The 24,277-nt window shown below is 71.6% G+C and carries 25 protein-coding genes; 12 read left to right on the top strand and 13 right to left on the bottom strand.

Annotated elements, in window-relative coordinates; genetic code table 11:
- Window positions 1-55 precede the first annotated feature (55 nt).
- Window positions 56-1,600 carry an ABC transporter substrate-binding protein gene (locus AB0927_RS16545; RefSeq protein ID WP_366668281.1) on the top strand — a complete coding sequence of 515 codons (1,545 nt, stop codon included), beginning with the start codon at window positions 56-58 and terminating at the stop codon, window positions 1,598-1,600.
- Here AB0927_RS16545 and AB0927_RS16540 read toward each other — a convergent pair whose 3' ends face one another.
- From AB0927_RS16540 to AB0927_RS16500, 9 genes are all read right to left on the bottom strand, one after another.
- Window positions 1,601-2,206: a Uma2 family endonuclease gene (locus AB0927_RS16540; protein WP_366668280.1), complete on the bottom strand. Its 606-nt coding sequence runs from the start codon at window positions 2,204-2,206 to the stop codon at window positions 1,601-1,603. It abuts the gene before it with no gap.
- Between the two features lie 90 nt (window positions 2,207-2,296).
- Complete coding sequence (locus AB0927_RS16535) at window positions 2,297-3,043, bottom strand: TetR family transcriptional regulator (protein ID WP_366668279.1); 747 nt, start codon at window positions 3,041-3,043, stop codon at window positions 2,297-2,299.
- A gap of 37 nt (window positions 3,044-3,080) precedes the next feature.
- The gene (locus AB0927_RS16530; RefSeq protein ID WP_366668278.1) at window positions 3,081-3,491 is read right to left on the bottom strand and encodes a VOC family protein; all 411 of its coding nucleotides are present in this window, start codon (window positions 3,489-3,491) and stop codon (window positions 3,081-3,083) included.
- Window positions 3,492-3,545: 54 nt separating this feature from the next.
- Window positions 3,546-4,073, bottom strand: a complete 528-nt coding sequence (locus AB0927_RS16525; protein WP_366668277.1) for a hypothetical protein — start codon at window positions 4,071-4,073, stop codon at window positions 3,546-3,548.
- Window positions 4,074-4,171: 98 nt separating this feature from the next.
- A complete protein-coding gene (locus AB0927_RS16520) occupies window positions 4,172-4,951 on the bottom strand; it encodes a succinate dehydrogenase iron-sulfur subunit (RefSeq protein WP_366668276.1) in 780 nt (259 codons plus the stop codon).
- Window positions 4,951-6,705, bottom strand: a complete 1,755-nt coding sequence (gene sdhA, locus AB0927_RS16515; protein WP_366668275.1) for a succinate dehydrogenase flavoprotein subunit — start codon at window positions 6,703-6,705, stop codon at window positions 4,951-4,953. Before sdhA ends, AB0927_RS16520 begins: the two co-directional genes overlap by 1 nt.
- Before the next feature lie 19 nt (window positions 6,706-6,724).
- Entirely contained in the window at window positions 6,725-7,207 is a 483-nt protein-coding gene (locus AB0927_RS16510; protein WP_366668274.1) for a succinate dehydrogenase hydrophobic membrane anchor subunit, read from the bottom strand.
- Window positions 7,208-7,212: 5 nt separating this feature from the next.
- Window positions 7,213-7,593, bottom strand: coding sequence for a succinate dehydrogenase, cytochrome b556 subunit (gene sdhC, locus AB0927_RS16505; protein WP_145483083.1), 381 nt, complete (start codon window positions 7,591-7,593; stop codon window positions 7,213-7,215).
- A 192-nt stretch (window positions 7,594-7,785) separates the two neighbouring features.
- Window positions 7,786-8,334 carry a 2-oxo-4-hydroxy-4-carboxy-5-ureidoimidazoline decarboxylase gene (locus tag AB0927_RS16500; RefSeq protein ID WP_366668273.1) on the bottom strand — a complete coding sequence of 183 codons (549 nt, stop codon included), beginning with the start codon at window positions 8,332-8,334 and terminating at the stop codon, window positions 7,786-7,788.
- A 207-nt stretch (window positions 8,335-8,541) separates the two neighbouring features.
- Between AB0927_RS16500 and AB0927_RS16495 the strand changes: the two genes are divergently transcribed.
- The 8 genes from AB0927_RS16495 (at window position 8,542) to AB0927_RS16460 (ending at window position 15,919) form a co-directional block, all read left to right on the top strand.
- The gene (locus AB0927_RS16495; RefSeq protein ID WP_366668300.1) at window positions 8,542-10,107 is read left to right on the top strand and encodes a glycoside hydrolase family 20 protein; all 1,566 of its coding nucleotides are present in this window, start codon (window positions 8,542-8,544) and stop codon (window positions 10,105-10,107) included.
- A 179-nt stretch (window positions 10,108-10,286) separates the two neighbouring features.
- On the top strand, window positions 10,287-11,006 hold the full coding sequence (locus tag AB0927_RS16490) for a DUF4328 domain-containing protein (RefSeq protein WP_366668272.1): 720 nt from the start codon (window positions 10,287-10,289) through the stop codon (window positions 11,004-11,006).
- Window positions 11,007-11,098: 92 nt separating this feature from the next.
- A complete protein-coding gene (locus AB0927_RS16485; RefSeq protein WP_366668271.1) occupies window positions 11,099-11,650 on the top strand; it encodes a hypothetical protein in 552 nt (183 codons plus the stop codon).
- Window positions 11,651-11,820: 170 nt separating this feature from the next.
- On the top strand, window positions 11,821-12,267 hold the full coding sequence (locus AB0927_RS16480) for a hypothetical protein (protein WP_366668270.1): 447 nt from the start codon (window positions 11,821-11,823) through the stop codon (window positions 12,265-12,267).
- Between the two features lie 160 nt (window positions 12,268-12,427).
- Window positions 12,428-13,075 carry an RNA polymerase sigma factor gene (locus AB0927_RS16475; RefSeq protein WP_366668269.1) on the top strand — a complete coding sequence of 216 codons (648 nt, stop codon included), beginning with the start codon at window positions 12,428-12,430 and terminating at the stop codon, window positions 13,073-13,075.
- Window positions 13,068-13,697 (top strand): hypothetical protein, encoded by a 630-nt coding sequence (locus tag AB0927_RS16470; protein ID WP_366668268.1) that lies wholly within the window; start codon window positions 13,068-13,070, stop codon window positions 13,695-13,697. Before AB0927_RS16475 ends, AB0927_RS16470 begins: the two co-directional genes overlap by 8 nt.
- Window positions 13,698-13,907: 210 nt before the next feature.
- Complete coding sequence (locus AB0927_RS16465) at window positions 13,908-14,660, top strand: RNA polymerase sigma factor (protein ID WP_366668267.1); 753 nt, start codon at window positions 13,908-13,910, stop codon at window positions 14,658-14,660.
- Window positions 14,660-15,919: a hypothetical protein gene (locus AB0927_RS16460; RefSeq protein WP_366668266.1), complete on the top strand. Its 1,260-nt coding sequence runs from the start codon at window positions 14,660-14,662 to the stop codon at window positions 15,917-15,919. The genes AB0927_RS16465 and AB0927_RS16460 overlap by 1 nt, the downstream gene beginning before the upstream one ends.
- A gap of 225 nt (window positions 15,920-16,144) precedes the next feature.
- Here the strand turns inward: AB0927_RS16460 and AB0927_RS16455 are convergent, their stop codons facing one another.
- The gene (locus AB0927_RS16455) at window positions 16,145-16,924 is read right to left on the bottom strand and encodes a L,D-transpeptidase family protein (RefSeq protein WP_366668265.1); all 780 of its coding nucleotides are present in this window, start codon (window positions 16,922-16,924) and stop codon (window positions 16,145-16,147) included.
- 79 nt (window positions 16,925-17,003) lie between these two features.
- Here AB0927_RS16455 and AB0927_RS16450 point away from each other — a divergent pair, with 79 nt between their 5' ends.
- Together AB0927_RS16450 and leuE are read left to right on the top strand one after the other, a co-directional pair.
- Window positions 17,004-18,584, top strand: a complete 1,581-nt coding sequence (locus tag AB0927_RS16450; RefSeq protein ID WP_366668264.1) for a methylmalonyl-CoA mutase family protein — start codon at window positions 17,004-17,006, stop codon at window positions 18,582-18,584.
- A gap of 72 nt (window positions 18,585-18,656) precedes the next feature.
- A complete protein-coding gene (gene leuE, locus AB0927_RS16445; RefSeq protein ID WP_366668263.1) occupies window positions 18,657-19,307 on the top strand; it encodes a leucine efflux protein LeuE in 651 nt (216 codons plus the stop codon).
- Between the two features lie 31 nt (window positions 19,308-19,338).
- Here leuE and AB0927_RS16440 read toward each other — a convergent pair whose 3' ends face one another.
- The 3 genes from AB0927_RS16440 to AB0927_RS16430 form a co-directional block, all read right to left on the bottom strand.
- Window positions 19,339-20,283 carry a class I SAM-dependent methyltransferase gene (locus AB0927_RS16440; RefSeq protein ID WP_366668262.1) on the bottom strand — a complete coding sequence of 315 codons (945 nt, stop codon included), beginning with the start codon at window positions 20,281-20,283 and terminating at the stop codon, window positions 19,339-19,341.
- A gap of 160 nt (window positions 20,284-20,443) precedes the next feature.
- Window positions 20,444-21,778 (bottom strand): polysialyltransferase family glycosyltransferase, encoded by a 1,335-nt coding sequence (locus tag AB0927_RS16435; protein WP_366668261.1) that lies wholly within the window; start codon window positions 21,776-21,778, stop codon window positions 20,444-20,446.
- Window positions 21,775-22,752 (bottom strand): glycosyltransferase family 2 protein, encoded by a 978-nt coding sequence (locus tag AB0927_RS16430; protein WP_366668260.1) that lies wholly within the window; start codon window positions 22,750-22,752, stop codon window positions 21,775-21,777. Before AB0927_RS16430 ends, AB0927_RS16435 begins: the two co-directional genes overlap by 4 nt.
- A 199-nt stretch (window positions 22,753-22,951) precedes the next feature.
- Here AB0927_RS16430 and AB0927_RS16425 point away from each other — a divergent pair, with 199 nt between their 5' ends.
- Entirely contained in the window at window positions 22,952-24,265 is a 1,314-nt protein-coding gene (locus tag AB0927_RS16425; protein WP_366668259.1) for a DUF6716 putative glycosyltransferase, read from the top strand.
- Window positions 24,266-24,277 lie beyond the last annotated feature (12 nt).

Raw genomic sequence — 24,277 nt, 5'->3', positions numbered from 1 at the left:
AGGGGTAGGGACCCGGCAGGGGTCTGGGGAGGGCACCACCGTGCGATCGGTTCGCATGCGGATAGTCGGGACATTGCTCGTCCTGGCGATCGTGGGCATCGGCGGCTGGAAACTGCTGCCGTCGCAGGAGAACAAGAACAAGACCATCAGGGTCGGGACGACGGACGCCGTCACCTCGCTCGACCCGGCCGGGGCGTACGACGCGGGGTCGTGGGCCCTGTTCAGCAACGTGTTCCAGACGCTGCTGACGTTCGAGCCGGACGGGGTGGAGCCGGTGCCGGACGCGGCGAAGAGCTGCGCCTTCGCCGGGAGCGACCTGAAGACGTACCGGTGCACCCTGCGCGAGGGGATCAAGTTCCCCAGCGGGCGGGCGATGACGGCCGAGGACGTGAAGTTCTCCTTCGACCGGGTCAAGCGGATCAACTCCGACGTGGGCCCCTCGTCCCTGCTTTCCGCCCTCGCCTCGGTGTCCGCGGACGACGCGCGCACCGTCACCTTCCATCTGTCGGCCCCGGACGCCACCTTCCCGCTGAAGGTCGCCACCGGCGCGGGCGCGATCGTGGACCGGAAGAGCTACCCGGCGAACGCGCTGCGCAAGGACTCCGCGGTCGACGGCACCGGTCCCTACCGGCTCACCTCGTACACCAAGGACAAGCAGGCACGCCTCGCGCCGAACCCCGACTACAAGGGCTACCTCGGCTCCACCGGCCGCCCGGTCGAGCTGCGCTACTACACCGACTCCGCGCAGCTCGACACGGCGTGGAAGGACAAGGCCGTCGACGTGGCGTCCCGGACGCTGCCGCCGGACGTGCTCTCCCAGCTCAACCCGAGCGACCCGCACGAGCGGGTCACCGAGTCCGACACGTCCGAGACCCGCAACCTGTACCTCAACACCCGCGCGAGCTCGCCGCTGCACGACGTGCGGGTGCGGCAGGCGCTCGCCTGGCTGGTCAACCGGGAGGAGCTGGCGGCCACGGTCTACCAGGGCACGGTCGACCCCCTGTACTCCCTGATCCCGACCGGCATCACCGGCCACACCACGTCGTACTTCGACACCTATCCGACGCAGAGCCCGAAGAAGGCGCGTGACCTGCTCACCGCGGCCGGGGTGAGCCTGCCGGTCCGCTTCACCTTCGCCTACGGCAAGGGCCAGGGCGCCGGCGAGCAGGAGGCCGCGGCGCTGAAGAAGCAGCTGGAGGCGGGCGGCCTGTTCAAGGTCGACGTCAAGGGCTACGAGTGGACCGACTTCCAGGAGCGCATGGCGGCGGGCAAGCTCGACGCCTGGGCCGTCGGCTGGGTCGCGGACTACCCCGACGCCGACACCTTCGGCCAGCCCCTCGTCGGCACCGGCTCCACCATGGCCACCGGCTACAGCAACGGGACCGTCGACAAGCTCATCCGCGGCAGCCGGCAGTTCGCCGACCGCAGCCGCGCCGCGTCCGACTTCAAGCAGATCCAGTCCACCATCGCGACGGACGTCCCCCTGATCCCCCTCTGGCAGCGCAAGGAGTACACGGTCAGCACGGAGGACGTCGGCGGCGGCCAGTACCTCTCCGACGGCACGGGCGTCTACCGCCTGTGGCGGCTCGACTGGATCTGATCAGCGACCCTGGTTCCGCCCGGTCCGGATGATCTCCCCGACGTCGAGGGTGATCTTGGCACCGAGGGAGTCGGGGAGTGCGACGGTCTCGCCGGGAGCGTGGACGCGATGACTCGCGTACTCGCTCCCGGCCGGCTCGGTGAGCACGTGGAGACGCTCGTGCTTGCGGTCGACGATGACGTAGACCGGGACCTTGGCCTCCGCGTAGGCGCCCACCTTGGTGCGCAGGTCGGTCCGGAAGTTGCTGGAGGTGACCTCCAGGACCATGCGGAAGCAGACGGGGTCGTAGCAGTTGTTCTCGATGTAGTGGTCCGCGAAGTCGGCGTCGACCAGGGAGACGTCGGGGATCGCGAAGTCCTCGGGCCCTGTCGGCAGCCAGAGGCCGATGTTCTGGATCAGCCTGGATTCGGCTCCGTGCAAACCGGCTGCCATGAAAGGCGCCATCAAGTCGGTCAGGACATCGCCGTGATGGCCGTCAGGGGGCGGGGACACGATGATCTGGTCTCCGATGATCTCGACGCGGTAGCCCGGGAGGCGCTCCATGATCCGGTCGGCTTCCGCGATCAGCGGACGGTCGTGAGATCGCTCGACGGCTGCTGCGGACATCAGGTGCCTCCCAAGGGCCGGTATCGAGAGCATCATCGTAGGCAGACCGATGGCAGGACGACCCTTTCCCACGCCTTCACCCGAAAGTGATCACTCGCCTTCTGCCGGTTCCCGGCCCGGGGCCGGCAGGAACCTCGTCATTCCCGGCAGGAAGTCCGTGAACAGCTCGTGGACCTCCAGGACCAGGGGGCGCAGGACGCGGAAGCGGGCGAGGGTGACGCCGCGGGTGGTGAGGCGGGCGCCGCGGCGGGCCAGGCGGTAGCTGCGTTCGCGGTTCTCCGTGCGGTCGAAGATCCAGTACATGATCAGGCCCATCTGGGAGAGCCACATCAGTTCCGGGAGCACCTCCCGGAGTTCGGCCGGGACCTTGGCCCTGGAGCCGGCCAGCACCTCCCGGTGCACCTGGATCGCCTGCTCGCGGGCGTGCTCGCTCTCCTGGGAGAAGGGGCTCAGCGGACTGTCGGGATCGGCGGCGTTCTTGAAGAACTGCACCGCGAACTCGTGGTACGGCCGGGCGATGTCCAGCCAGGTGGTGAGCACCCCCGCGAGCCGCGCCTCCAGGTCCGTCTCCCGCTCCAGGATCCCCCGGACCGCCTGCCGGTGCTCGGCCGCGATCCGGTCGTAGAAACCCTGGATCAGGTGTTCCTTGCCCTCGAAGTAGTAGTACGCGTTGCCGACGGAGACCCCCGCCTCCTGGGCGATGGCCCGCATGGTGGTCTTGTCGTACCCCCGCTCCCGGAACAGCCGCATGGCCGTCTCCAGGATCAGCGCACGGGTCTGCTCGGACTTGCTGCTGGGGGTACCGGCCGCCTCGGGACCGTCGTTCTTCACGGGCACGCCACAGAGCCTAACGAGTGCCGTACACGCCCTGGGCTCAGCCTCTGCGGCCCAGCTCCGGGCGCCGGGTGTAGTCCGTCAGGCCGAGCACGTTGCCCCATGGATCGGCGATCTCCACCGTCCAGCCGGTCGCCGTCTGGAACACCTCGTCCACGGGCCGGATGCCCAGGGAGACCAGCCGCCGCGCCGCCGCCCGCGCGTCCGGCACCTCCAGCCAGACGCGCGGCGAGGGCCACGGCGGACCGCGGTGGCCCAGCGCCTCCTCCACCCGCAGCAGGATCCCGGGCGTCTCCGCCCCCGCCCGCAGCAGCGCGATCCCGGCCTCGTCGAACCGGAACCCCACCCCGAACCCGGCCCGCTCGTAGAACCCGACGGCCTCCGCGAGGTCGCCCACGGGGAGCAGTACGTTGTCGAACCCGAGCAGTTCGTACGACCCTTCGTCTGACATGTCGTCAGATTAGGGCGCCGTCCGCCGGGATCCGGTGATGACCGGGCCGTGGGTTCACATGCTGCTCAGCGAGCGGGCGTAGTTGACCTGCCCCATGATCGCCGGGAACGTCTCCGGACCGAGCGCCGGGACCATCGTCTGGTGGTGCCGGCCCGCGCTGGTCACGGTGACCTGGATGTAGCCCGTGGTCTTCTTCTCCTTCATCAGGAGGAAGAGCAGCCCGAGCAGGCAGAACACGAAGAACACGATCGCGAGCACGATGGCGTGCGTCGGTATCTTCTCCTCGGTGTGCGACATGTCCGTCGCGTTCCATATCGCCCCGCGCAGCGGCAACTGCCCGGCCGGCGTGATGATCTGATCACCCACCACCGTGATGTCACCGATGGCGAGCACCGGCGCGCCGCCCATCGGCATCGGGGCACCGGCCGGGGGAGCCGCCGGCTGCTGTGGATAGCCGTACCCCTGCGCGGGATCACCGGCGGCGGGGTACCCGTACCCCGGCGGCGGCGTGTCGGACGGCACGGGCGGATGACCGGGGCCCCAGTCGCCGGCGCCGCTCTGGTACGGGTTCTGCTCGGTCACGCTGGTGCCCCCCGGGATGTGGTGAAAGACGCGGATGAGAATACGAGGGCCGTTCACCCCGACGGGTGAACGGCCCTCGTATTGTGCCAGGCGTCGCGTCAGTAGCGGCGGGTGATCAGCGCCCGCTTGACTTCCTGGATCGCCTTGGTGACCTCGATACCGCGCGGGCACGCGTCCGTGCAGTTGAAGGTCGTACGGCAGCGCCACACGCCGTCACGGTCGTTCAGCACCTCGAGACGCTGCTCCCCGGCCTCGTCACGCGAGTCGAAGATGAAGCGGTGGGCGTTGACGATCGCGGCCGGGCCGAAGTACTGGCCGTCGTTCCAGAACACCGGGCAGGACGACGTGCACGCGGCGCACAGGATGCACTTGGTGGTGTCGTCGAAGCGCGCCCGGTCCTCCACGGACTGCAGACGCTCGCGCGTCGGCTCGTTCGTCTCCTTGGTGATCAGGAACGGCATCACGTCCCGGTACGCCTGGAAGAACGGCTCCATGTCCACGACCAGGTCCTTGAGGACCGTCAGGCCCTTTATGGGCTCGACCGTGATCGGCTTCTCGGGGTTGATGTCCTTGATCAGCGTCTTGCAGGCAAGGCGGTTCTTGCCGTTGATCCGCATCGCGTCCGAGCCGCAGATGCCGTGCGCGCACGACCGGCGGAAGGTGAGGGTGCCGTCGACGTCCCACTTGATCTTGTGGAGACCGTCGAGGACACGCTCCTTGGGGTCGATCTCCAGCTGGAAGTCTTCCCAGACGGCCTCGGCCGAGACCTCCGGGTTGAACCGGCGGATCCGGAAGGTGACGGTGATGTAGGGGGAGTCGGCGAAGCCGGGCTCGGGCTGTCCCGCCGCGTCCGCCTTGTCCAGAACAGGGGTAGCCATCAGTACTTACGCTCCATCGGCTGGTAGCGGGTCTGGACGACCGGCTTGTAGTCGAGACGGATGGACTCGGTGCCGTCGTCGCCCACCTCGCGGTACGCCATGGTGTGGCGCATGAAGTTGACGTCGTCGCGGTTCGGGTAGTCCTCGCGGTAGTGACCGCCGCGGGACTCCTTGCGGGCCAGGGCCGACGTGGCCATGACCTCGGCCAGGTCGAGCAGGTTGCCCAGCTCGATGGCTTCGAGGAGGTCCGTGTTGAACCGCTTGCCCTTGTCCTGGATGGACACGTTCTTGTAGCGCTCGCGCAGCTCGGCGATCTTCTCGACCGCCGTCTTGATCGTCTGCTCGGTGCGGAACACCATGACGTTGGCGTCCATGGTCTCCTGCAGCTCACGGCGCAGGGTGGCCACCCGCTCGTTGCCGGTGGAGTCGCGCAGCCGCTCGATCTGCTCGACGACGAAGGACTCCGGGTTCTCCGGCAGCTCGACGAAGTCGGCCTTGTGGGCGTACTCCGCGGCGGCGATGCCCGCGCGACGGCCGAAGACGTTGATGTCCAGCAGCGAGTTGGTGCCCAGGCGGTTGGCGCCGTGCACCGACACGCAGGCGACCTCGCCGGCCGCGTACAGACCCGGCACGACGGTGGTGTTGTCCGCCAGGACCTCACCCTCGACGTTGGTCGGGATGCCGCCCATCGCGTAGTGCGCGGTCGGCTGGATCGGGATCGGGTCCGTGTACGGCTCGATACCGAGGTAGGTGCGCGCGAACTCGGTGATGTCCGGCAGCTTGGCGTCCAGCTGCTCCGGCGGCAGGTGCGTGAGGTCCAGGTACACGTGGTCGCCCTCGGGACCGCAGCCGCGGCCCTCGCGGATCTCCGTGTAGATGGAACGGGACACGACGTCACGGGACGCCAGGTCCTTCATGACGGGAGCGTACTTCTCCATGAAGCGCTCGCCGTCCTTGTTGCGCAGGATGCCGCCCTCACCGCGGGCGCCCTCGGTGAGCAGGATGCCCATGCGCCAGATGCCGGTCGGGTGGAACTGGAAGAACTCCATGTCCTCCAGCGGCAGGCCCCGGCGGTAGCAGGCGGCCTGGCCGTCACCGGTCAGGGTGTGCGCGTTCGAGGTCACCCGGAAGAACTTGCCGGTACCGCCGGACGCGTAGATGACCGACTTCGCCTGGAAGATGTGGATCTCGCCGGTCGCCAGCTCGTAGGCGACGACACCGGCCGACCGCTTGACGCCGTCGACCTCGGTCATGAGCTGGTCCAGGACGTAGAACTCGTTGAAGAACTCCACGCCCTCCTTGACGCAGTTCTGGTACAGCGTCTGGAGGATCATGTGGCCGGTGCGGTCGGCCGCGTAGCACGCGCGGCGGACCGGGGCCTCGCCGTGGTTGCGGGAGTGGCCGCCGAAGCGGCGCTGGTCGATCTCACCCTTGGGCGTGCGGTTGAACGGCAGGCCCATCTTCTCCAGGTCGAGGACCGCGTCGATGGCCTCCTTCGCCAGGATCTCGGCGGCGTCCTGGTCGACCAGGTAGTCGCCGCCCTTGATCGTGTCGAAGGTGTGCCACTCCCAGTTGTCCTCCTCCACGTTGGCGAGCGCGGCGGCCATGCCGCCCTGCGCGGCGCCCGTGTGGGAGCGGGTGGGGTAGAGCTTGGTCAGCACGGCGGTGCGGCTGCGCTTCGTCGCCTCGATGGCGGCACGCATGCCCGCGCCACCGGCGCCGACGATGACGGTGTCGTACTTGTGGATCTTCATGATTCTCGCAGCCCCGTGCCTAGCGGATGTTCGGGTCGAAGGTGAAGATCACCAGCGTGCCCAGCAGGATGGTCCACACCGTGGCGGTGTACAGCAGGGCCTTCAGCCACATGCGGGACGCAGGCCGCTCGGCGTAGTCGTTGATGACCGTGCGCAGGCCGTTGGCGCCGTGCAGCATCGCGAGCCACAGCATGGCCAGGTCCCAGACCTGCCACCACGGGGACGCCCAGCGGCCGGCGACGAAGGCGAAGCCGACCTTGGCGACGCCGCCGTCCAGCACCAGCTGGATGAGCAGGTGGCCGATGACGAGGACGACCAGCACGACGCCGGACAGGCGCATGAACAGCCACGCCGCCAGCTCGAAGTTGCCGCGGGTGGACTTCGGGGTCTTCTTGGTCCGCTGGCGCGGAGCCTCGATCAGCGGGGCCGGGTTGTCCACGTTGTAGACGGCGGCACCCTCGACGGGGCCGACCCCGGAGGCAGTGGTCTCAGTGGTAGACATCGGCGTCAGCTCCCGAACAGAACACGAGCGGCGTGGCCGAGGACGGGGTAGATCGCGCCGAGCATGAGCACGATCCAGACACCCATCACGGTCCAGAACATCTGCTTCTGGTAGCGCGGGCCCTTCGACCAGAAGTCGACGGCGATGACGCGCAGACCGTTCAGCGCGTGGAAGAGGATTGCGGCGACGAGGCCGTACTCCAGCAGCGCGACGATCGGCGTCTTGTACGTGGCCACGACCTTGTCGTAGGCCTCGGGGGAGACACGCACGAGAGCGGTGTCCAGCACGTGAACGAACAGGAAGAAGAAGATGAGGACGCCGGTGACTCGATGAGCCACCCAGGACCACATTCCTTCCCGGCCGCGGTACAGCGTTCCAGCCGGCACGGAAGAACCCTCCGGGAGCGGGGACTAGGGCCGCGCCGGCTTCGGTGTCGGTCGGGCCCGGCCGGGTACGGTCCACCGGCCCCCAGCATGGTATCCGTGTGGCGGGGTGAGGCTTACGGGGGGCCTACCTGTGTGATCAAACTGGCACGCGGTTGGGCTAGCCGGGGCGGCCGGCTGGGATGGTTCGTGCCGTTATCTGCCGGGTGCGGGCGCGTTCGGGCTGGTCGTACAGGTCCCCGCGCCGCTGAGGAAAGTGCCCAGACGGCCCCTTGCGAGGCGGCGGAGCTCGTCCGCGGCCGTCGCGCGTTCCTCGTCGGGATCGTTGGCCGATCGTGACTGGATGGCTTCCAGAACGTAGTCGGCGGTCTCGGCCGCCGGGACCTCACCCAGATAGATGACGAACACATGTCCGAATCTGGCCTCGTACGCCGCGTGGGCCGCGTCCAGGGCCATATGGGCGGCCGAGTAGGTGTCCTTCGGCAGCCGCGGCAGCGCCTCGTGGGCCAGGGCCTCCGAGATGTCCGCCGGGGACAGGTCGTACGCCGCCTCGTCCGCCGCGGCCAGGAGGGCGTCCAGGTCGGGGTAGGGGCGGTGGGCCGCGAGGCGATGGGACCAGCGCGGACTGTGCAGGCAGCGCAGGAGGAGGGCGCGGGCCTCGGTGGCGCTCGCCACGTTGAAGGCGTCGAGCGGCCGGGGCAGATGCGGGGGGCGGTGGGCGGGCAGCGTGGGTCCTCGCGTCACAGTCGTGTGTGGCAGGGAAATGCTGTGAAAGGTGTGTCGTCAGGTTATCGAGGATGGTCACTCTGTGTCCGCACGATGCCTGAAATTCACCCGATCGGTAGAGTTTGCGAACTCTCGGGTGACCGTTCGAGTGGTGAAGGGCCTTACGTTGGCGGAGTGAGCCAGCACAGGCGCCGTGCGACGGCGCAACAGGTGAAGCGGAAGCGGATGGCGGTGGCCGCCGCGGTGGTCGGTACCGTCGCGCTCGGCACAGGCGTGGGGGTGTGGGCCTCGTCGAGCGGTGACGGCCAGCAGGGCTCGTCCGGACAGGCGACCGTCGCTGAGACGAGTCCGTCGCCCACCCGGTCGTACCCGATGTCCCAGGCGCCCCGGACGATTCCGGCGGTGCGCTCCCATACCCCGGCGCGCGGCCCCGGCTGGCGCCCGCAGCACGGCGAACGCGTGGTGATCAGCGACCCCGGCCTTGCCGACGAGGGCAAGCTGATAGCCGGCGAGCTGGGGATGAGCTACGCCGGCCAGACGAACGACACCAGATCGGGCGACGTACGGCTGTCCCTGGGCGGCGGAAGCGGCAACCAGGAGTCGTACACCATGACCGTCCACGGCGGACGGGTCGACATCAGCGGAGCCGGCCAGGCGGGCGTCTTCTACGGCACCCGGACGCTGAAGCAGGAGGTCCACGGCGGCGGTACGGCGCCGGAGGGCGTCGTGCGCGACGAGCCGGCCAAGCCGGTGCGCGGCTTCATGCTGGACATGGCGCGCAAGCCGTACACCGAGTCCTGGATAGAGGACCGGATACGGGAGCTGGGGGACCTGAAGTTCAACGAGCTGGGGCTGCACTTCTCCGACGACCAGGCCTTCCGGATCGAGTCCAGCAGCCACCCGGAGATCGTCTCCGCGGACCATCTCACCAAGGCGCAGGTCAGGCGGATCGTGGACCTGGCCGACAGCCGGCACATCACCGTCGTACCGGAACTCGACTCGCCGGGACACCTGGGCGCGGTCCTCGCCGCCCACCCCGAACTCCAGCTGCGCAATGGCAACGGTGTCGCGACCAAGGGCGCGATCGACATCTCCAAGCCCGCCTCGGCCAAGCTGATCGACGACCTGCTGAACGAGTTCGCCGATCTGTTCACCGGCAACCAGTGGCATCTGGGCGGCGACGAGTACACGGCGCTGATGGCGAGCAACCCCGCTACCGCCTATCCGCAGCTCGCCGCGGCCGCCCGGCAGAAGTTCGGGGCGAACGGCACCGTCTCCGACCTCGCCACCAGTTGGCTGAACGACCGGGCCGCCACCGTCCGCGCCCACGGCAAGACCCTGCGCGCCTGGAACGACGGCTTCTACCGCGGCACCTCCGTGCAGCCCGCGGGCGATCTCCAGGTCGCCTACTGGACCGGCAAGGAGATCGGCGCCCGGCCGCCGGAGGACTACCTGGGCACCGGCCGCAAGCTGATCAACTACAACGACGAGTTCCTCTACTACGTCCTCGGCCAGCCGCAGACCTTCGTCTACCCGACGGGCCGGCGGATCTACGAGCAGTGGACCCCGCGGGTGGTGCGCGGCACCACGGCGGTCCCGGAGCGGTACGACAGCCAGATCCTCGGTGGCACCTTCGCGGTGTGGGGCGACTTCCCCAACGCCCAGACGCAGGACCAGGTCGCGGCCGGGATCCGGATGCCGCTGCGGGCCACCGTCCAGAAACTGTGGGACCCGCGAACACCCACCCTGTCCTGGGCGGACTTCACGGCACTGGCGAACCGGCTGGGCTGACGTATGTAGGGGACGGACAGGCAGGGGAGGCGAGCGGACGGGGCCGGAGGTGAGGGGAGGCGAGCGGACGGGCCGGTGAAAACAGTGGACGCGCGACGATCTTCGATCGTATGTTCCAGTGTCCTTGTCTCCGGCCCGTCACGCGCCGGTCACCGTCCGTACCCCAGGGGAATCCCACCATGGCCTCGCCGAGACCCGTCCCGTTCCAGCCCGTCCCGCCGCCCCCGGTGCTTCCGCTCGGCGCCCGGCTGCGCTCGCCCGCCGGGCTCGGCCTGGCCGCGGCCATTCTGCTGGGCCTCGTCCTCGCCGCCGACCTGTTCGCCTGCTTCGCGGACCAGATGGAGGCGGAGGTCGCCCACGATCTCCTCGGGGGTGTCGACGCCGAGCTGTCCCGCCGGGCCAACCGCGCCGACGGGCTCTACGGCACCGCCGGCATCATGCAGGGGGTCACGATGGTGGCCACGGTCGTCGTCTATCTCTGCTGGCTGTGGCGGGCGCGGCTGAACGCCGAGGTGTTCGAGCCGTACGGGCACCGCATGAAGCGCGGCTGGGCCATCGGGAGCTGGTTCGTGCCGATCGGGAACCTGTGGCTCCCGCGCCGGGTCGTCCTGGACGTCTGGACGGCCAGCGTCCCGCCGGGCGCGCGCGTCCGGAACACCCCGGTCAACGCCTGGTGGACGCTGTGGATCATCAGCCTCCTCGCGGGCCGGGCCGCGGCCCAGCAGTACGACGCCGCGGACACCGCCGCCGAGGTCGGCGACGCTGCCCGGCTGATGCTGTTCTCCGACGCGCTCGACGCCGTGGCCGCGATCCTCGCCATCGTGGTCGTCGTGCACCTGACCCGGATGCAGCGGCGCAGGCTTCTCGTGCCGCCCGGCGCCGCGCCCGCCTTTGGCTGAAACCCGACGGCTGTGACACTTCCGCACGGGTGCACGCAGTAAGGGGAAGTGCGGGCTCCGTACCGGTCGGCGCCCAGGGTTGGGAGGCTTTCATGAGCCTTGGGGAACGGATCGCGCGGGCCGACGAGCGGGGGATGGCCGCCAGCGGGTTGGCCTGTTTGGATCGGTGCCTGCCCCTGCTCGACGGCGACGAGGAACTGCTGCGCCCACTGTGGGGGAGCCTCGCCGACGGGTCGGACTGGGGCGGCCATCTGGAGAAGGCGCGGGACGCGCTCGGTTCCGGTGGGGGCGGGGGCGAGCACGAGGAGGCGGCGCGTCTCGTCCGGCGCATGCTGGACACGGCCCCGGCCGAGCGCACCGCCGACGCCGTACGACCCTGGGCCGAGGCCTGCTCGGCCGCCTCGCTGCGCGTCCACCACCTGCTCGACCCCGCCGCCGAGGGCGCCCCGGACCCGGCCGGGGCCGAGGACCCCTCGCCGCTCGTCGCCGCCGAGCTGCGCCGCCAGCTCACCGTCCTGGAACTCCTCGAAGGCCACGGCAAGCAGGGCCTGCGCCGCGCCCTCGACGTGTCGGGCGAGGGGCGCCGGGTGCTGCGCGCGGTGGTCTCGCGACGGGCCCGCGGCGGCGCCGACGCCATGGCGTGACGGCGCGTGACGGCGCGTGACGGCTGACCCGCCGGACGCGCGGGCTCTGTGCCGGTCGTGCGGCGGCGGTGGGGCGGTCCTGCGACGGTTGGCGAAACGCTTCCGCGAAGGGTGACGAAAGCGCCGCCCCGCTCGCTCTTCCTATTGTGAACGCCCATGTGAACGCCCCCATGACAGCTCGTGTGCCGGTCGATACGGCCGCGACGACCGCCGACGTGGCCGCCCCGGACGGGACGGCCCCGCAGGAGAGCAGGCCCCACGCCGCCGCGACGCCCGTGCGCTGGGCGGCGGACGCGGTCGCGACCATGCGCGAGGGCGCCCGGGTGCGGCTCGACTACTCGGCGCGGAGCCTGTGGCGCGTGGACCGCGTGATCGAGGAGATACGACGCGAAGGCGCGCCGATCGAGGCGGTCCAGAGCGTGCTGCGCGGCTTCGGCGCCTACGCCGGCGAGGTGCTCGTCCGCCACACCGGCGCCGAGTGGTGGGCGACCGGCGGCGAGTACTGGGTGCGCACGACCGACGGCCGGCTCTGGGACCCCATCGAGGAGGCCCGGCGCTGCTTCACCGGCCACGGCTCCCTGCGCCTGCTGTGCCGGGACGCGTCCGCCGACGTCTGACGGTCCGTTTGCCGCGCCGCTCCTGACGGACCGTCCGCTGTGACACTTCCGTGAGGGCGGACGCTGATGACCGTGGAGGGCGAAAGACACGGCCGGAGCGTGTCGCACCGTGCGGCACGCGCCATGCGGTGGCCATGAACTCGGCACGACGGGGACGGTCTTGGGCCAGGGAGGGGAACCCAGCCGCCGGCAGCCGCGGGACGGGGAACTGGGCGCGGCCGTCGCGCGGGCCCAGGACGGCGACGAGCGCGCCTTCGCGGTGGCCTACCGGATCGTGCAGCCCGGACTCCTCGGCTATCTGCGCGGTCTGGTCGGCGAGGACGCGGAGGACGTGGCTGCCGACGCCTGGCTGGAGATCGCCCGGGACCTCGGCCGGTTCACCGGCGACGGCGCGGGCTTCCGCGGCTGGACCGCGACCATCGCCCGGCATCGCGCCCTGGACCATCTGCGCCGCCGCCGCACCCGGCCCCGTACCACCGCGCTCGACCAGGACGTGCTGGACCGGGCGGGCCCGCACAGCACCCACGACCAGGCCCTGGAGAGCCTGTCCACCGCGCGCGCCCTCGAAATGGTGCGCGCGCTGCCCCCGGACCAGGCGGAGGCCGTGCTGCTGCGGGTGGTCGTCGGCCTCGACGGCCCCGCCGCCGCCCGCGTCCTCGGCAAACGCCCCGGCGCGGTCCGCACCGCCACCTACCGCGGTCTCAGACGCCTCGCCCGCGCCCTGGCGCCCGGCCCGGGTGTGACGGATGAGGGCCCCGGCACGCTGGGGGAGGTGGACGGCACGGGGGACGGGGACGGACATGGGTGAAGGCACCGGCGGCGACGGACCGCCCGGCCACCGGCGCGCACCGAGGGGCGGCGCCCTCGCCCCACCGTGCTCCGGTACGACCGACGTCGAGGCACGCCTCCGCACCGCGCTGCGCGCCTACGGTCCCGACCCCGGGGGCGAGGGCCGCGCCGTGGCCGCCTTCCGGGCCGCCCGCGCGTCCGGGGCGCGCCCGCCGCGCACCCGCACCCGCGACGACTGGCGTCCGGCGGCACCCCGCCGCTCCCTGCGCACCGTGCTGTCCCTGGTGCTCGCCTGCCTCGCGCTGGGCGGTGCCGCCACGGCTGCGATCGGGGTCTCCGGGGCCCACTCCGGCCGGCCCGAGCCACGGCGGACACACCCCGCCCCGGCGGCGACGGCCCCGGCGGTCACCGCTGCCCCCGCCACCATGACGCCTTCGCCCACCGTGCCCGGCTCCCGCGAGGCCACCCACCCGGCCAGGGGGCCGCGGCCTGCCGCGCGGCCCGGGACACGCACAAGTCGGGCGGAAACGGCGCGAGTTCGAGGCGGGGCGACCGCGGGAAACGAGAGGGCGAAGGGAGCGGCAAAGGGCAACGGCCGGGGCCGCCACCCCCCACAGGAGAGGCCCCGACCGTCGCTCTGAGGGCCGCTCGGCGACCCGTACTCTCTACAGCGCCGTCCGTGCGTTTTCTGTCACACCCCGGCCGCACTCCGTTCTCACAAGGTGCTCACGCTGCGCACACCCGCACCCGGTCACGAGTTAGTTGCATCTTCTACGGACATGGACGGCGCAAGGTTTCACGCCGTAACGTGCCATTCGCGCCGACCAGGAGACAGGCGTAAAGGGAGTGCGGTGCTGGGGGACGACGCGGAGCTGACCGCCGCGGTGTGTGCGGCACAGGGCGGAGACGAGAGCGCGTTCCGTACGGTGTACCGCGCGGTGCATCCACGGCTGCTCGGGTACGTGCGCACACTCGTCGGTGACCCTGACGCCGAGGACGTGGCCTCGGAGGCCTGGCTCCAGATCGCCCGCGACCTCGACCGGTTCAGCGGTGACGCCGACCGGTTCCGCGGCTGGGCCGCCCGGATCGCCCGCAACCGCGCCCTGGACCACATCCGCATGCGCGGCCGCCGCCCCGCGATCGGCGGCGACGAGACCGAACTGACCGGCCGGCCCGCCGAGTCCGACACCGCCGGCGAGGCCATCGAGGCGCTCACCACCGGCAGCACCCTCTCCCTCATCGCCCGGCTCCCGCAGGACCAGGCCGAGGCGGTCGTCCTGCGCGTGGTCGTCGGCCTGGACGCCAAGACCGCGGCCGAGACCCTCGGCAAACGCGCCGGCGCCGTCCGCACCGCCGCGCACCGCGGCCTCAAACGGCTCGCCGAACTGCTCGGCGACGACCCGGAGACGGCGGGCGTCCTCGACGCGCTGCCGCTCCAGCGGGATTCCGGGCAGCCGTCGCCGTCCCGGCCGGTGTCCCGGCAGGAAGCCCGGCGGCAACGCGAGCGGACGTCCCAGCAGGACCCCGAGCGAGAACCGCGCCGACGCGCGGTGACGTCCGGCACTGTGACGCATCCGCGCGCGCGGACGCAGAAGGACATGTGATGGCCGACGAGCAGGACAAGTGGCTCAACCGGGAGACAGCGGAACGCCTACTGCGCGGTGAGCCCCTGGACGCCGTCGACCCATCCGCCCGTGACCAGGCGGAACGCCTGTCCCGGGCGCTCGGCGCGCTGTCCGCCGAGGCGGCCCCCGCCCCCTTCGAACTCCCCGGTGAGCAGGCCGCCCTGGCCGCGTTCCGCAAGGTCCGCGAGGCCGGGACGGACGAGCGGACGGCGGCGTTCGCCGCGGGCGGCTCCGGCCGTCGCGCCGGTGCGTGCGGACGCGGCGCGGGCGCCCGGGGGCATGACGGGGGCCTGGTCCGCATCGGCGCCCCGGCCCGGCCGGCGGGCACCGCCCGCCGTCCCCGCTGGGGCCGCCCGGTGCGGCTCGCGCTGGCCGCGATGGTGGCCGCCGGCACGCTCGGCGGGGTCGCCGTGGCCGCCGGCAGCGGGGTGCTGCCCACCCCCTTCGACCTGGAGCGGCCCGGCCCCGCGGCCACCGCCGGCGCGGACGCCTCCGGCCGGCCGCCGGCGCCGGTCGCCCCGCAGCTGCCCCTGGACACCGGCGCGCCCGGCGGCGGCACGGACACCGGCCGCGCCGACGGCTCCGGCCGCGTCGACGGGCCGGACGGCCGTACGGGTCCGAGCGCCCACCCCGGCATCTCCACCGGTCCTGGCGGCCGTTGGAACGATGTCGTCACCGCCTGCCGCGACCTGCGCTCCGGCGCCGGGCTGAACGCCGAGCGCAGACGGGTCCTGGAAAACCTCGCGGGCGGCTCCGCCCGGCTGCCCCAGTACTGCAAGCTCGTCCTGTCCGCCGGCGGCCACGTCACCGGCGACCCCGTCCGGAGCGAGGGCGGCGACAACGGCGGCCAGGACAAGGACACGGGCCAGGGCCGGGGCTCCGGCCAGGACGGCAAGGGCCAGGGCGGTGACGGCCAGGGTGGTGACGGCCAGAGCGGTGACGGCCAGGGTGGTGACGACGAAAGCCACCCCGGCGGCGGCTCGGGGTACGGCCAGGGCGTCGGCGAGGGCAGCGGAACCGGCGGCGGCAAGGTCCGTTTCCCGCACCGCGGCCCCACCGCACCGGCGCCCGACCCGCACGGTCACGGCCACGGCCGGCCGTCGTCCCCGGCCTCCCCGAAGGCGACCACCGTCGCCCCCGCTTCGACCACCCCGGCTCGCACGCCGACTCCGACCGCCACCGCCCCCGCTCCGACCCCCACTCCCGCCGCGCCCGCTCCCACACCTGCTCACTCCTGATCATCCACACCCCCCTGACCTGTCACTTTCGGACGTCGCGAAAGTTTTTCCGCTCAGGGTGTGACACTTTCGGGCCCCGCGACGCAGTACAGAGTGAGCCGACTGGTCATCGGCCGTAGCACTGAGCCGGGGTTCCCCCCGTACCCGCGGCTCGTGCACCTGGCGCGGGCGGGGCATGTTCCCCCGGTCCCGCCCGCGCCCCCACAGCCCGCCGCCGTGCGGGGCTCACCGGTACACCACGACCTTGTCGCCCACCCGCACCTGTGCGAACACCTGGGCGATCGCCGCCTCGTCCCGTACGTTCACGCACCCGTGCGAGCCCCCGGCGTAGCCGCGCGCGGCGAAGTCGTACGAGTAGTGCACCGCCTCGCCGCCGCTGAAGAACATCGCGTACGGCATCGGCGAGTCGTACAGGGTCGACACGTGGTGCCGTGACTTCCAGTAGACGCGGAAGGTGCCCTCGCGGGTCGGGCTGTACTGCGTGCCGAAGCGCACGGCCATGGTGGACACGGTCCGTCCGTCGGTCATCCAGCGCAGCGTCCGGCTGGTCTTGCTGATGCACAGCACCCGCCCGGTCAGACAGCGCGGATCGGGCGCGGCGGCGGGCTGGCCGCCCATCAGGTACAGCTCCCACTTGCCCGGCGGATGGGTCATCCTCACCAGCCGCCGCCAGGTGACGGCGTCCGTGTCGCCGGTGACCGGCAGTCCGCGCTTGCGCTGGAAGCCCCGGACGGCCCGCTCGGTGAGATCGTCGTACGAGCCGGTGGGCCCGTCGAACAGCCAGTCCAGCTCCCGCAGCCGCGCCTGGAGTTCCCGCACCCCCGAGCCGCTGTCGCCGGGCCTCCACAGCACCCCCGAGGCGTGGCTCCCGGGAGCACCGGGGGACACCGGGCCCGGGCCCAGCGGCCGGCCGTCGGCGTCCAGCGGCTGGACGGTGCACCCGCAGAGCGCGGCGAGGGCGGCGAGCACACCGAGCACGGCGACGGTCCTGCCCCTGGTCCTCATCCCCGAATGCTTCCCCGCGTGACCCCGGTCGAACTACGGGGCATGGTGAGGAGGTACGGAACGTACTGCGGAGGCATCCATGGCGCGTGAGTCGGAGTCGGGCCTGCCGATCGAGCCGGTCTACGGGCCGGACGGGCTGACCGGCTGGAACCCGGCCGAGAAGCTCGGGGAGCCGGGTTCGTACCCCTTCACCCGCGGGGTCTACCCGAGCATGTACACCGGCCGCCCCTGGACGATGCGCCAGTACGCCGGTTTCGGCACCGCGGCGGAGTCCAACGCCCGCTACCGGCAGCTCATCGACCATGGCACGACCGGCCTGTCCGTCGCCTTCGACCTGCCCACCCAGATGGGCCACGACTCCGACGCGCCCCTCGCGCACGGCGAGGTGGGCAAGGTGGGTGTGGCGATCGACTCGATCGAGGACATGCGGGTGCTGTTCGACGGCATCCCGCTGGACCGGGTCTCCACGTCCATGACGATCAACGCCCCGGCCGCCCTGCTCCTGCTCCTGTACCAGCTCGTGGCGGAGGAACAGGGCGTCCCGGCGGACAGGCTGACCGGCACGATCCAGAACGACGTGCTCAAGGAGTACATCGCCCGCGGCACCTACATCTTCCCGCCGAAGCCCTCGCTGCGGCTGACGGCCGACATCTTCCGGTACTGCGCCGCCGAGATGCCGCGGTGGAACACGATCTCGATCTCCGGCTACCACATGGCCGAGGCGGGCGCCTCCCCCGTGCAGGAGATCGCCTTCACCCTCGCCGACGGCATCGAGTACGTGCGCACGGCGGTCGCGGCCGGGATGGACGTGGACGACTTCGCGCCGCGCCTGTCCTTCTTCTTCGTGGCCCGTACGACGCTCCTGGAGGAGGTCGCCAAGTTCCGCGCGGCGCGCCGGATCTGGGCGCGGGTGATGCGGGAGGAGTTCGGCGCGCGCAACCCGAAGTCGCTGATGCTGCGCTTCCACACCCAGACCGCCGGGGTCCAGCTCACCGCGCAGCAGCCGCAGGTGAACCTGGTCCGGGTCGCCGTCCAGGCGCTCGGCGCGGTCCTCGGCGGCACCCAGTCCCTGCACACCAACTCCTTCGACGAGGCGATCGCGCTGCCCACCGCCACGTCCGCGCGGCTCGCCCTGCGCACCCAGCAGGTGCTGGCGTACGAGACGGACGTGACCGCGACCGTCGACCCCTTCGCCGGTTCCTACGCGGTGGAGCGGATGACGGACGACGTGGAGGCGGCGGCGGTCGCGCTGATGGACAAGGTCGAGGAGCTGGGCGGGGCGGAGTCCGCCATCGAGCGGGGCTTCCAGAAGGCCGAGATCGAGCGCAATGCCTACCGCATCGCCCAGGAGACCGACTCCGGCGAGCGGGTGGTCGTCGGCGTCAACCGCTTCCGGCTGGACGAGGAGGAGCCGTACGAGCCGCTGCGCGTGGACCCGGCCATCGAGGCCCGCCAGTGCGCACGCCTCGCCGCCCTGCGCGCCGACCGCGACGGGGGCGCGGTCGACTCTGCCCTGACCGCCCTGAAGAAGGCCGCCGAGGGCGAGGACAACGTCCTCCACCCCATGAAGGAGGCCCTGCGGGCACGGGCCACGGTGGGCGAGGTGTGCGGGGCGTTGCGGGACGTCTGGGGAAGGTATGTGCCGACTGATGCCTTTTGAGCGGGGGTCCGGACGGCGTCGGCCGACCCCGGTGGGGGAGCGTTGTCGTACCCCCGTGCGACACTCCTTTCCATGTTCGGTGTCATCCATCTCCCCACGTACCTCGCGGGTGTGGCCCTGATCGTGCTGCTCCCCGGGCCCAACTCGCTCTATGTGCTGTCCGTGGCCGCCCGCCGCGGGGTGCGGGCCGGGTACACCGCGGCCGCCGGGGTGTTCTGCGGGGACACCGTGCTCATGACCCTGTCCGCCGCCGGGGTCGCCTCGCTGCTCCAGGCCAACGCGCTGCTGTTCGGGATCGTGAAGTACGCCGGGGCCGGCTATCTGACCTGGCTGGCCCTCGGCATGATGCGGTCCGCTCGGCGGATATGGCGGACCCGGCGGGAGCAGGTGGCCGAGGAGACGGCGGCGCCGACGGCCGTCGCCGAGGAGCGTCCCTACCGGCGCGCCCTCGTCGTGAGCCTCTTCAACCCGAAGGCGATTCTTTTCTTCGTCGCTTTCTTCGTTCAGTTCGTGGATCCGGGCTATGCCTACCCGGCCCTCTCCTTCGTCGTCCTCGGCGCCATCGCCCAGGTGGCCAGCGTGCTCTATCTCAGCGCCCTCATATTCGGCGGCACCCGTCTCGCCGCCGCCTTCCGCCGCTGCAAGCGCCTGTCCGCGACGGTCACGTCCGCGGCCGGTGCGCTCTTCCTCGGCTTCGCGGTGAAGCTGTCTCTGGCGTCGTAGCGCCGTAAGGCGGCGGCGGGCCGGGGCGTTCTCAGGGCCGGGCGGTGCGCGCGTTGCGGATCGCGCGGGTCAGGATCGGCGGGAGCAGGTCCACGGCGACCCGGCGGACCCGCCGGCCGGTGCCCCGGCGCGGTGCGGCGGCGGCCGGGGCCGGGGTGCGCGCGGGGGCGGGCCGGGCGGCCGCCTCCGGCTTCGTCTCGGGCTCCGGCTCCTTTGCCGCGTGCTTGGACAGCGGGAACTCGGGGGCCCGCATGTTCTTCGACTTCAGCCGGATGATCCGGTGCCCGGCGGCCTCCTGCACGCTGAGATGGCAGTCGGAGCGGTCCCGCGCCATCTCCAGCAGCGCCTCCTGGACCGGCTCCGGGTCGTCCCAGGTGCCGTAGAGCTTCTGGGTGCTCAGACAGACCGGGCGCAGACCGCGGTTGAGCACGGCCTCCCAGGCGGCTATGGAGACCCCGGGCGTGTGCTCGGAGCGGAAGTCGTCCAGGACGACGATTCCCTCCGGGAGGAGCAGCTCGCGCGCCGCGCCGATGTCGCCGTGCACGTGCTCGTACAGGTGCGAGGCGTCGATGTGCACGAACCGGCAGGAGCCCGGTGCGACCTCGTCCGGCACCACGGAGCTGGGGCCCTGGAGGACGCGCGGCAGCTCGTCGTGGAAGGAGAGGTAGTTCTCCTCGAAGCGGGCCCGGGTCAGCGCGCTGTACGACTTGGTCGCCTCCGCGCGGTTGGCGTCGTCCGGGGCGTCGCCCTCGAACAGGTCGCACACGGTGTACTTCTCGCCGGGCCGCTGGTGGCGGCCGGTGAAGATCGCGCTCTTGCCCATGTAGACCCCGACTTCCAGCAGGTCGCCCCGCATCCCGCCGGTCTCCTGCCGGGTCAGGAACCAGTCGAAGAGCATCTGGTCGAGCACCGGGAACCAGCCGGGGACGTCGTCGAGACGGCGGGGCGGGCGCGTTGTTTCGTGGATCGTGGCCATGCGGGGCGAGCACTCCCTCGGGTACGGCGGTGGTAGGCGAAAACCCTGTGGGGCCGGTGGGGCGGGGGCGATTCGCCCTCCACGGTGCCTGCCCGCGGGGCGGTTCCAGAAGCCAATGCGAGGTGAACGGCCGGACAAATGTCCCCCGCCCCGCCCCTCCTCAGCGCCGTACCGTCCTGCGCAGACCGCGCGCCTTCTTCGCCACCCTGCGCACGGTCGCGTTGCGCGGGATGAACGCGAGCTGCGCGGGGAGTCCGCCGGGCAGGGCCAGCGAGGTCAGCCGGCGGCGCTTGAAGTAGCGGGAGGTCCCCGGGCCGAAGTGCGCCGCGAGCCAGGTCTCCGCCTCCGGGCGCAGCCCCGGCAGGATCTTCGGCTGCATCGCGAAGCCCACCGCCCGCACCAGCGCGCCCAGCCGCTCCACGTCCGTGCCCCGGCGCCGCTCGGTGACGGCGGCCGCGTCGGCCAGGTCGGGCAGCAGGGCGTCCACGATGGTGACCGGGATCCGGTTGCTGTTCTCGTACGGCGTCAGCCGTTCCAGCAGCAGCTCCGTGCCCACCCGGGCGACCGGCAGGTCGTAGAACGCGGAGGCCGTGAGCAGGGCCGTGGAGAAGCAGCCGACGACCAGCGCGGGACGGATCCGCTGGTACAGCACCTCGGCGAGGACCGGCGTGGCCACGACGGTCAGCTCGACGCCGAGCCGCTCCGCCGCCCGCTCCAGCGAGCGGGTGTAGCGGGCCGGGGCGGTGGGGTGCGGCTTGAACACCACCTGGGTGTGGCCCAGTTCGGCCGCGCCCTGGAGCATCCGCACATGCAGGTCCTCCTCCTGCTCGGCGGTGAGGATGTCCAGCGCCGACAGGTACTGCCCCAGCAGCAGCGCCGGCTCCGGTATAGCCGGCAACTCCTCGGCTGCCGAGGCCAGTTCGGCGAGCACTTTGGTGAAGGCGGCGGCCGGCACCAGCTCGCCGGGCACCCCGAACTCGGTCAGCAGCAGCGGCGTGAGGCCCGGCACCAGGTCCAGGTGGAGCACCCGGTCGACGCGGGTGCCGACCAGCGGGTCGATCTTGTTGCGCGTCGGGCCGTAGGACATCAGACCGTCGGCGTAGACCGTGACCGGCGCGCCGTTGAAGATCTGCGCGAGCGCGAGCGCCGGGTTGACCTGGATCGACTCGACCGCCAACTCGACGTGCTCGCCGCCCAGTCGCCACTCGTGCCGGAGGAAGCGTTCCCACAGCGGCATGTCGTCCACGCGGGGGGCCCAGCCGCCCGGATGGAACGGGAAGATCGTCTCGTTGTACGAGATCACCTCGTCGAACCGGTCGCGCAGCCGCTCGAACCCGGGCATCTCGTCCGGGCCCGGCGTGGTCTCGGGCGTCGCCGCGTTGTTGCAGACCAGCAGGATCCGCCGGTCGGCGGCGTCGAAGCAGCCGGAGTCCAGGGCGGCGGCGAGGGTGGCGACGCCGTACAGCGTCGACGCCTGGAAGATCTGGGTGGTCACGCGGCGGCCCCCGCGGCGGCGGGACGGCGGCGCAGCCGGCGCAGCTTGGTGGCGCGCTGGAGGTCCATGGAGTCCAGCGCGTCGTCCAGCACGTCCTGCGGCAGGCGCCGCAGCGCGGCGGCACTCATGGATTTCAGTTTCTTCGCCACCGCGGGCTCGAACCTTTCGATGGATCCCAGATGATGGGAAATGATCGCGCAATATGTGCGCACTGCCTTCGGCAGCAATGCGTCCGCATCCCGGTCCTTCGCGGTTTCCGCGATCACCTGGTCGAATGCCCGAATGAAATCGAGCTGGCGCACATCGCCGATCTGGGTGAGCGAGGAGGCGACACCGCGCCGGTAGAACACGCCGAGCAGGCTCACCGCGGCGAAGGATTCCGCCTCCCGGTGCAGCTTCCAGATCCACGGCCGGTCCTCGGCCGTGCGCAGCCCGTCGGTGAAGTGCAGCAGGCCCCTGTCGGCCAGCCGGCGGTGGTAGACGCCCGCCCAGGCGAACGCGTAGTCCACGGAGGTGGAGCGGTCCGCGGGCAGGATCGCCTCCCGCGGGTTCAGCACCCGGCCGCGCCGGCCGACCGGCACCCGGTGCACCTGGCGGGCCCGCGCGGTGCACTGCACATGGTCGGTGCGGATGAAGTCGCAGCCCAACTCCTCCATCGCGGCCACCAGTCGCGGGAAATAGCCCGGGGCGAGCCAGTCGTCGCCGTCCAGGAACGTCAGATACTCGCCGCGCGCCCGGTCGATGCCGGTGTTGCGCGCGGTCGCCAGACCCCCGTTCTGTTCGTGCCGGACGAGGACCGCTCCGGGCAGCTCGCGCTCCGCGCGCGCGAGGATCTCGGGCGTCCCGTCGCGGGAACAGTCGTCGACAAGAATGAATTCGAAGTCCTCACGCGCGTTCGCCTTCAGGCTCCTGAGCGTGTCGGGGGCGTATTGCTGCACGTTGTAGAACGGCACGATGACGGAGAGCTTGACCACGTCAGGGACGTTAGGGGGGATGCCCGTCATTCGTCTTGACGCTTTGCTTGATGCGGGGTGAATGACACGTGGCGAAGCTGTGAACCAGACCTTTTTCCGGGCCCCTCACGAGCCGATTCGCCATTCGGCGACGTGCTGTTAACCGTTTGTTGCGGTCGGGTTGGGCGGAACGGCGGAATGGCTTCCTAGCGTCGTGGACGTGCCAGCAAGTGCAACGAAGTCCCTGCGGGTCGCCGTCCTCGCGGACTCCGACACCCGGTGGAAGTGGGGCGCGCTCACCGCGCGGCGGCTCACTCCGGCGGATGCCGAGGTCCGGCTCGACGGCTACCTCCTGCGCGGCCGAGCCACCCCCACCGCCCGCCAGCTCCAGGAGGTCGGCGTCCGCGCCGACTCCCTCAGCGAGGTCACCGGCGTCGAGTTCCTGCACGCGATGAGCCGGGAGCCGTACGACGTCCTGGTGCTGGCGCTGGTCGGCGGCGGAGTGCAGGCCATGCTGCACGGACTGCGGAGCGCGTGGGGCACCGGCCGGCGGCCCGTCGTCGTCACCGGCTACGTCGGCGTCGTCTACGAGAAGCTCACCGACGGCCTGCTGCTGCGGCACGGCGCGGACCTGGTCCTCGCCAACTCCCGCCATGACGCGGACCGGTTCCGGGCCGTGTACGAGGGGGTCGGCGCCGACGCCGGCGCGGTCACCGAGGTCGCGCTGCCCTTCCTCGGCGGGGCGCCGTACACCGGTGAACACGAGCCCTACACCGTGGTGTTCGCGGCCCAGCCGTCCGTCCCGGACAACCGCCGCGACCGTACCTACCTCCTCGACCGCCTCATCCGGCACGCCCGCACGCACCCCGAACGGGAGGTGCTGCTCAAGCTGCGCTCCAAGCCCGGCGAACACACCACCCACATCGAGGAGTTGCCCTACCAGAAGCTGGCCCAGGGCAAGGACGTGCCCGCCAACTTCCGCCTGGTGTACGGCCACATGGGCGAGGTGCTCGACCGGACCGACCTGCTGGTCACGATCAGCTCCACGGCCGCCCTGGAAGCCCTGCACCGCCGGGTCCCCACCGTCGTCCTGACCGACCTGGGCGTGCGCGAGGCGCTCGGCAACCACCACTTCACCGGCTCCGGCTGCCTCGCCTCCTGGGACCAGCTCGACGCCGGCCACCGGCCCGCCCCCGACGAGGAGTGGGTGGCCCGCCAAGGGGTCGCCGCCGGGGAAGGGTCGTACGACTCCTGCTTCTCCGCGGCCCGCGAGCGCATCGCCGAGCTGCTCGACCGCGCGGACGGGCTGCCGCCCCTGACCCCCTACTACACCGCCGAGACCGCGCCCGGCTATCTGCCCGGCATCCTCGCCCGCCACCACCTCGGCCCCGACGGCGTCCCGCTGCCCGGCGCGCCCACCGCCGACCGGGCGCCCGGACCCGTCCGGCAGATCGTGCGCCGGGCCGCGCGCGGCGCCTACCGGCACGGCGTCCAGCGCGTCGCCCCGGTGATCCGGCGGATGGGGGAGCTGTGACCACTACCCAAG

This window comes from Streptomyces sp. NPDC048106 (assembly GCF_040706415.1).
Classification (GTDB): Bacteria; Actinomycetota; Actinomycetes; order Streptomycetales; family Streptomycetaceae; genus Streptomyces.
Note: the sequence above shows the minus strand (reverse complement) of the source record. Positions and strands in the feature narration are given on the sequence as shown.

Coding starts and splice junctions, on each gene's coding strand:
- AB0927_RS16480 (WP_366668270.1), top strand. CDS start 11,821: ATGACAGCTCGTGTGCCGGTCGATACGGCCGCGACGACCGCCGACGTG.
- AB0927_RS16545 (WP_366668281.1), top strand. CDS start 56: ATGCGGATAGTCGGGACATTGCTCGTCCTGGCGATCGTGGGCATCGGC.
- AB0927_RS16520 (WP_366668276.1), bottom strand. CDS start 4,951: ATGGCTACCCCTGTTCTGGACAAGGCGGACGCGGCGGGACAGCCCGAG.
- AB0927_RS16530 (WP_366668278.1), bottom strand. CDS start 3,491: ATGTCAGACGAAGGGTCGTACGAACTGCTCGGGTTCGACAACGTACTG.
- AB0927_RS16450 (WP_366668264.1), top strand. CDS start 17,004: ATGGCGCGTGAGTCGGAGTCGGGCCTGCCGATCGAGCCGGTCTACGGG.
- AB0927_RS16485 (WP_366668271.1), top strand. CDS start 11,099: ATGAGCCTTGGGGAACGGATCGCGCGGGCCGACGAGCGGGGGATGGCC.
- AB0927_RS16495 (WP_366668300.1), top strand. CDS start 8,542: ATGGCGGTGGCCGCCGCGGTGGTCGGTACCGTCGCGCTCGGCACAGGC.
- AB0927_RS16460 (WP_366668266.1), top strand. CDS start 14,660: ATGGCCGACGAGCAGGACAAGTGGCTCAACCGGGAGACAGCGGAACGC.
- AB0927_RS16470 (WP_366668268.1), top strand. CDS start 13,068: ATGGGTGAAGGCACCGGCGGCGACGGACCGCCCGGCCACCGGCGCGCA.
- AB0927_RS16455 (WP_366668265.1), bottom strand. CDS start 16,924: ATGAGGACCAGGGGCAGGACCGTCGCCGTGCTCGGTGTGCTCGCCGCC.
- AB0927_RS16540 (WP_366668280.1), bottom strand. CDS start 2,206: ATGTCCGCAGCAGCCGTCGAGCGATCTCACGACCGTCCGCTGATCGCG.
- leuE (WP_366668263.1), top strand. CDS start 18,657: ATGTTCGGTGTCATCCATCTCCCCACGTACCTCGCGGGTGTGGCCCTG.
- AB0927_RS16510 (WP_366668274.1), bottom strand. CDS start 7,207: ATGTCTACCACTGAGACCACTGCCTCCGGGGTCGGCCCCGTCGAGGGT.
- AB0927_RS16490 (WP_366668272.1), top strand. CDS start 10,287: ATGGCCTCGCCGAGACCCGTCCCGTTCCAGCCCGTCCCGCCGCCCCCG.
- AB0927_RS16440 (WP_366668262.1), bottom strand. CDS start 20,283: ATGGCCACGATCCACGAAACAACGCGCCCGCCCCGCCGTCTCGACGAC.
- sdhA (WP_366668275.1), bottom strand. CDS start 6,705: ATGAAGATCCACAAGTACGACACCGTCATCGTCGGCGCCGGTGGCGCG.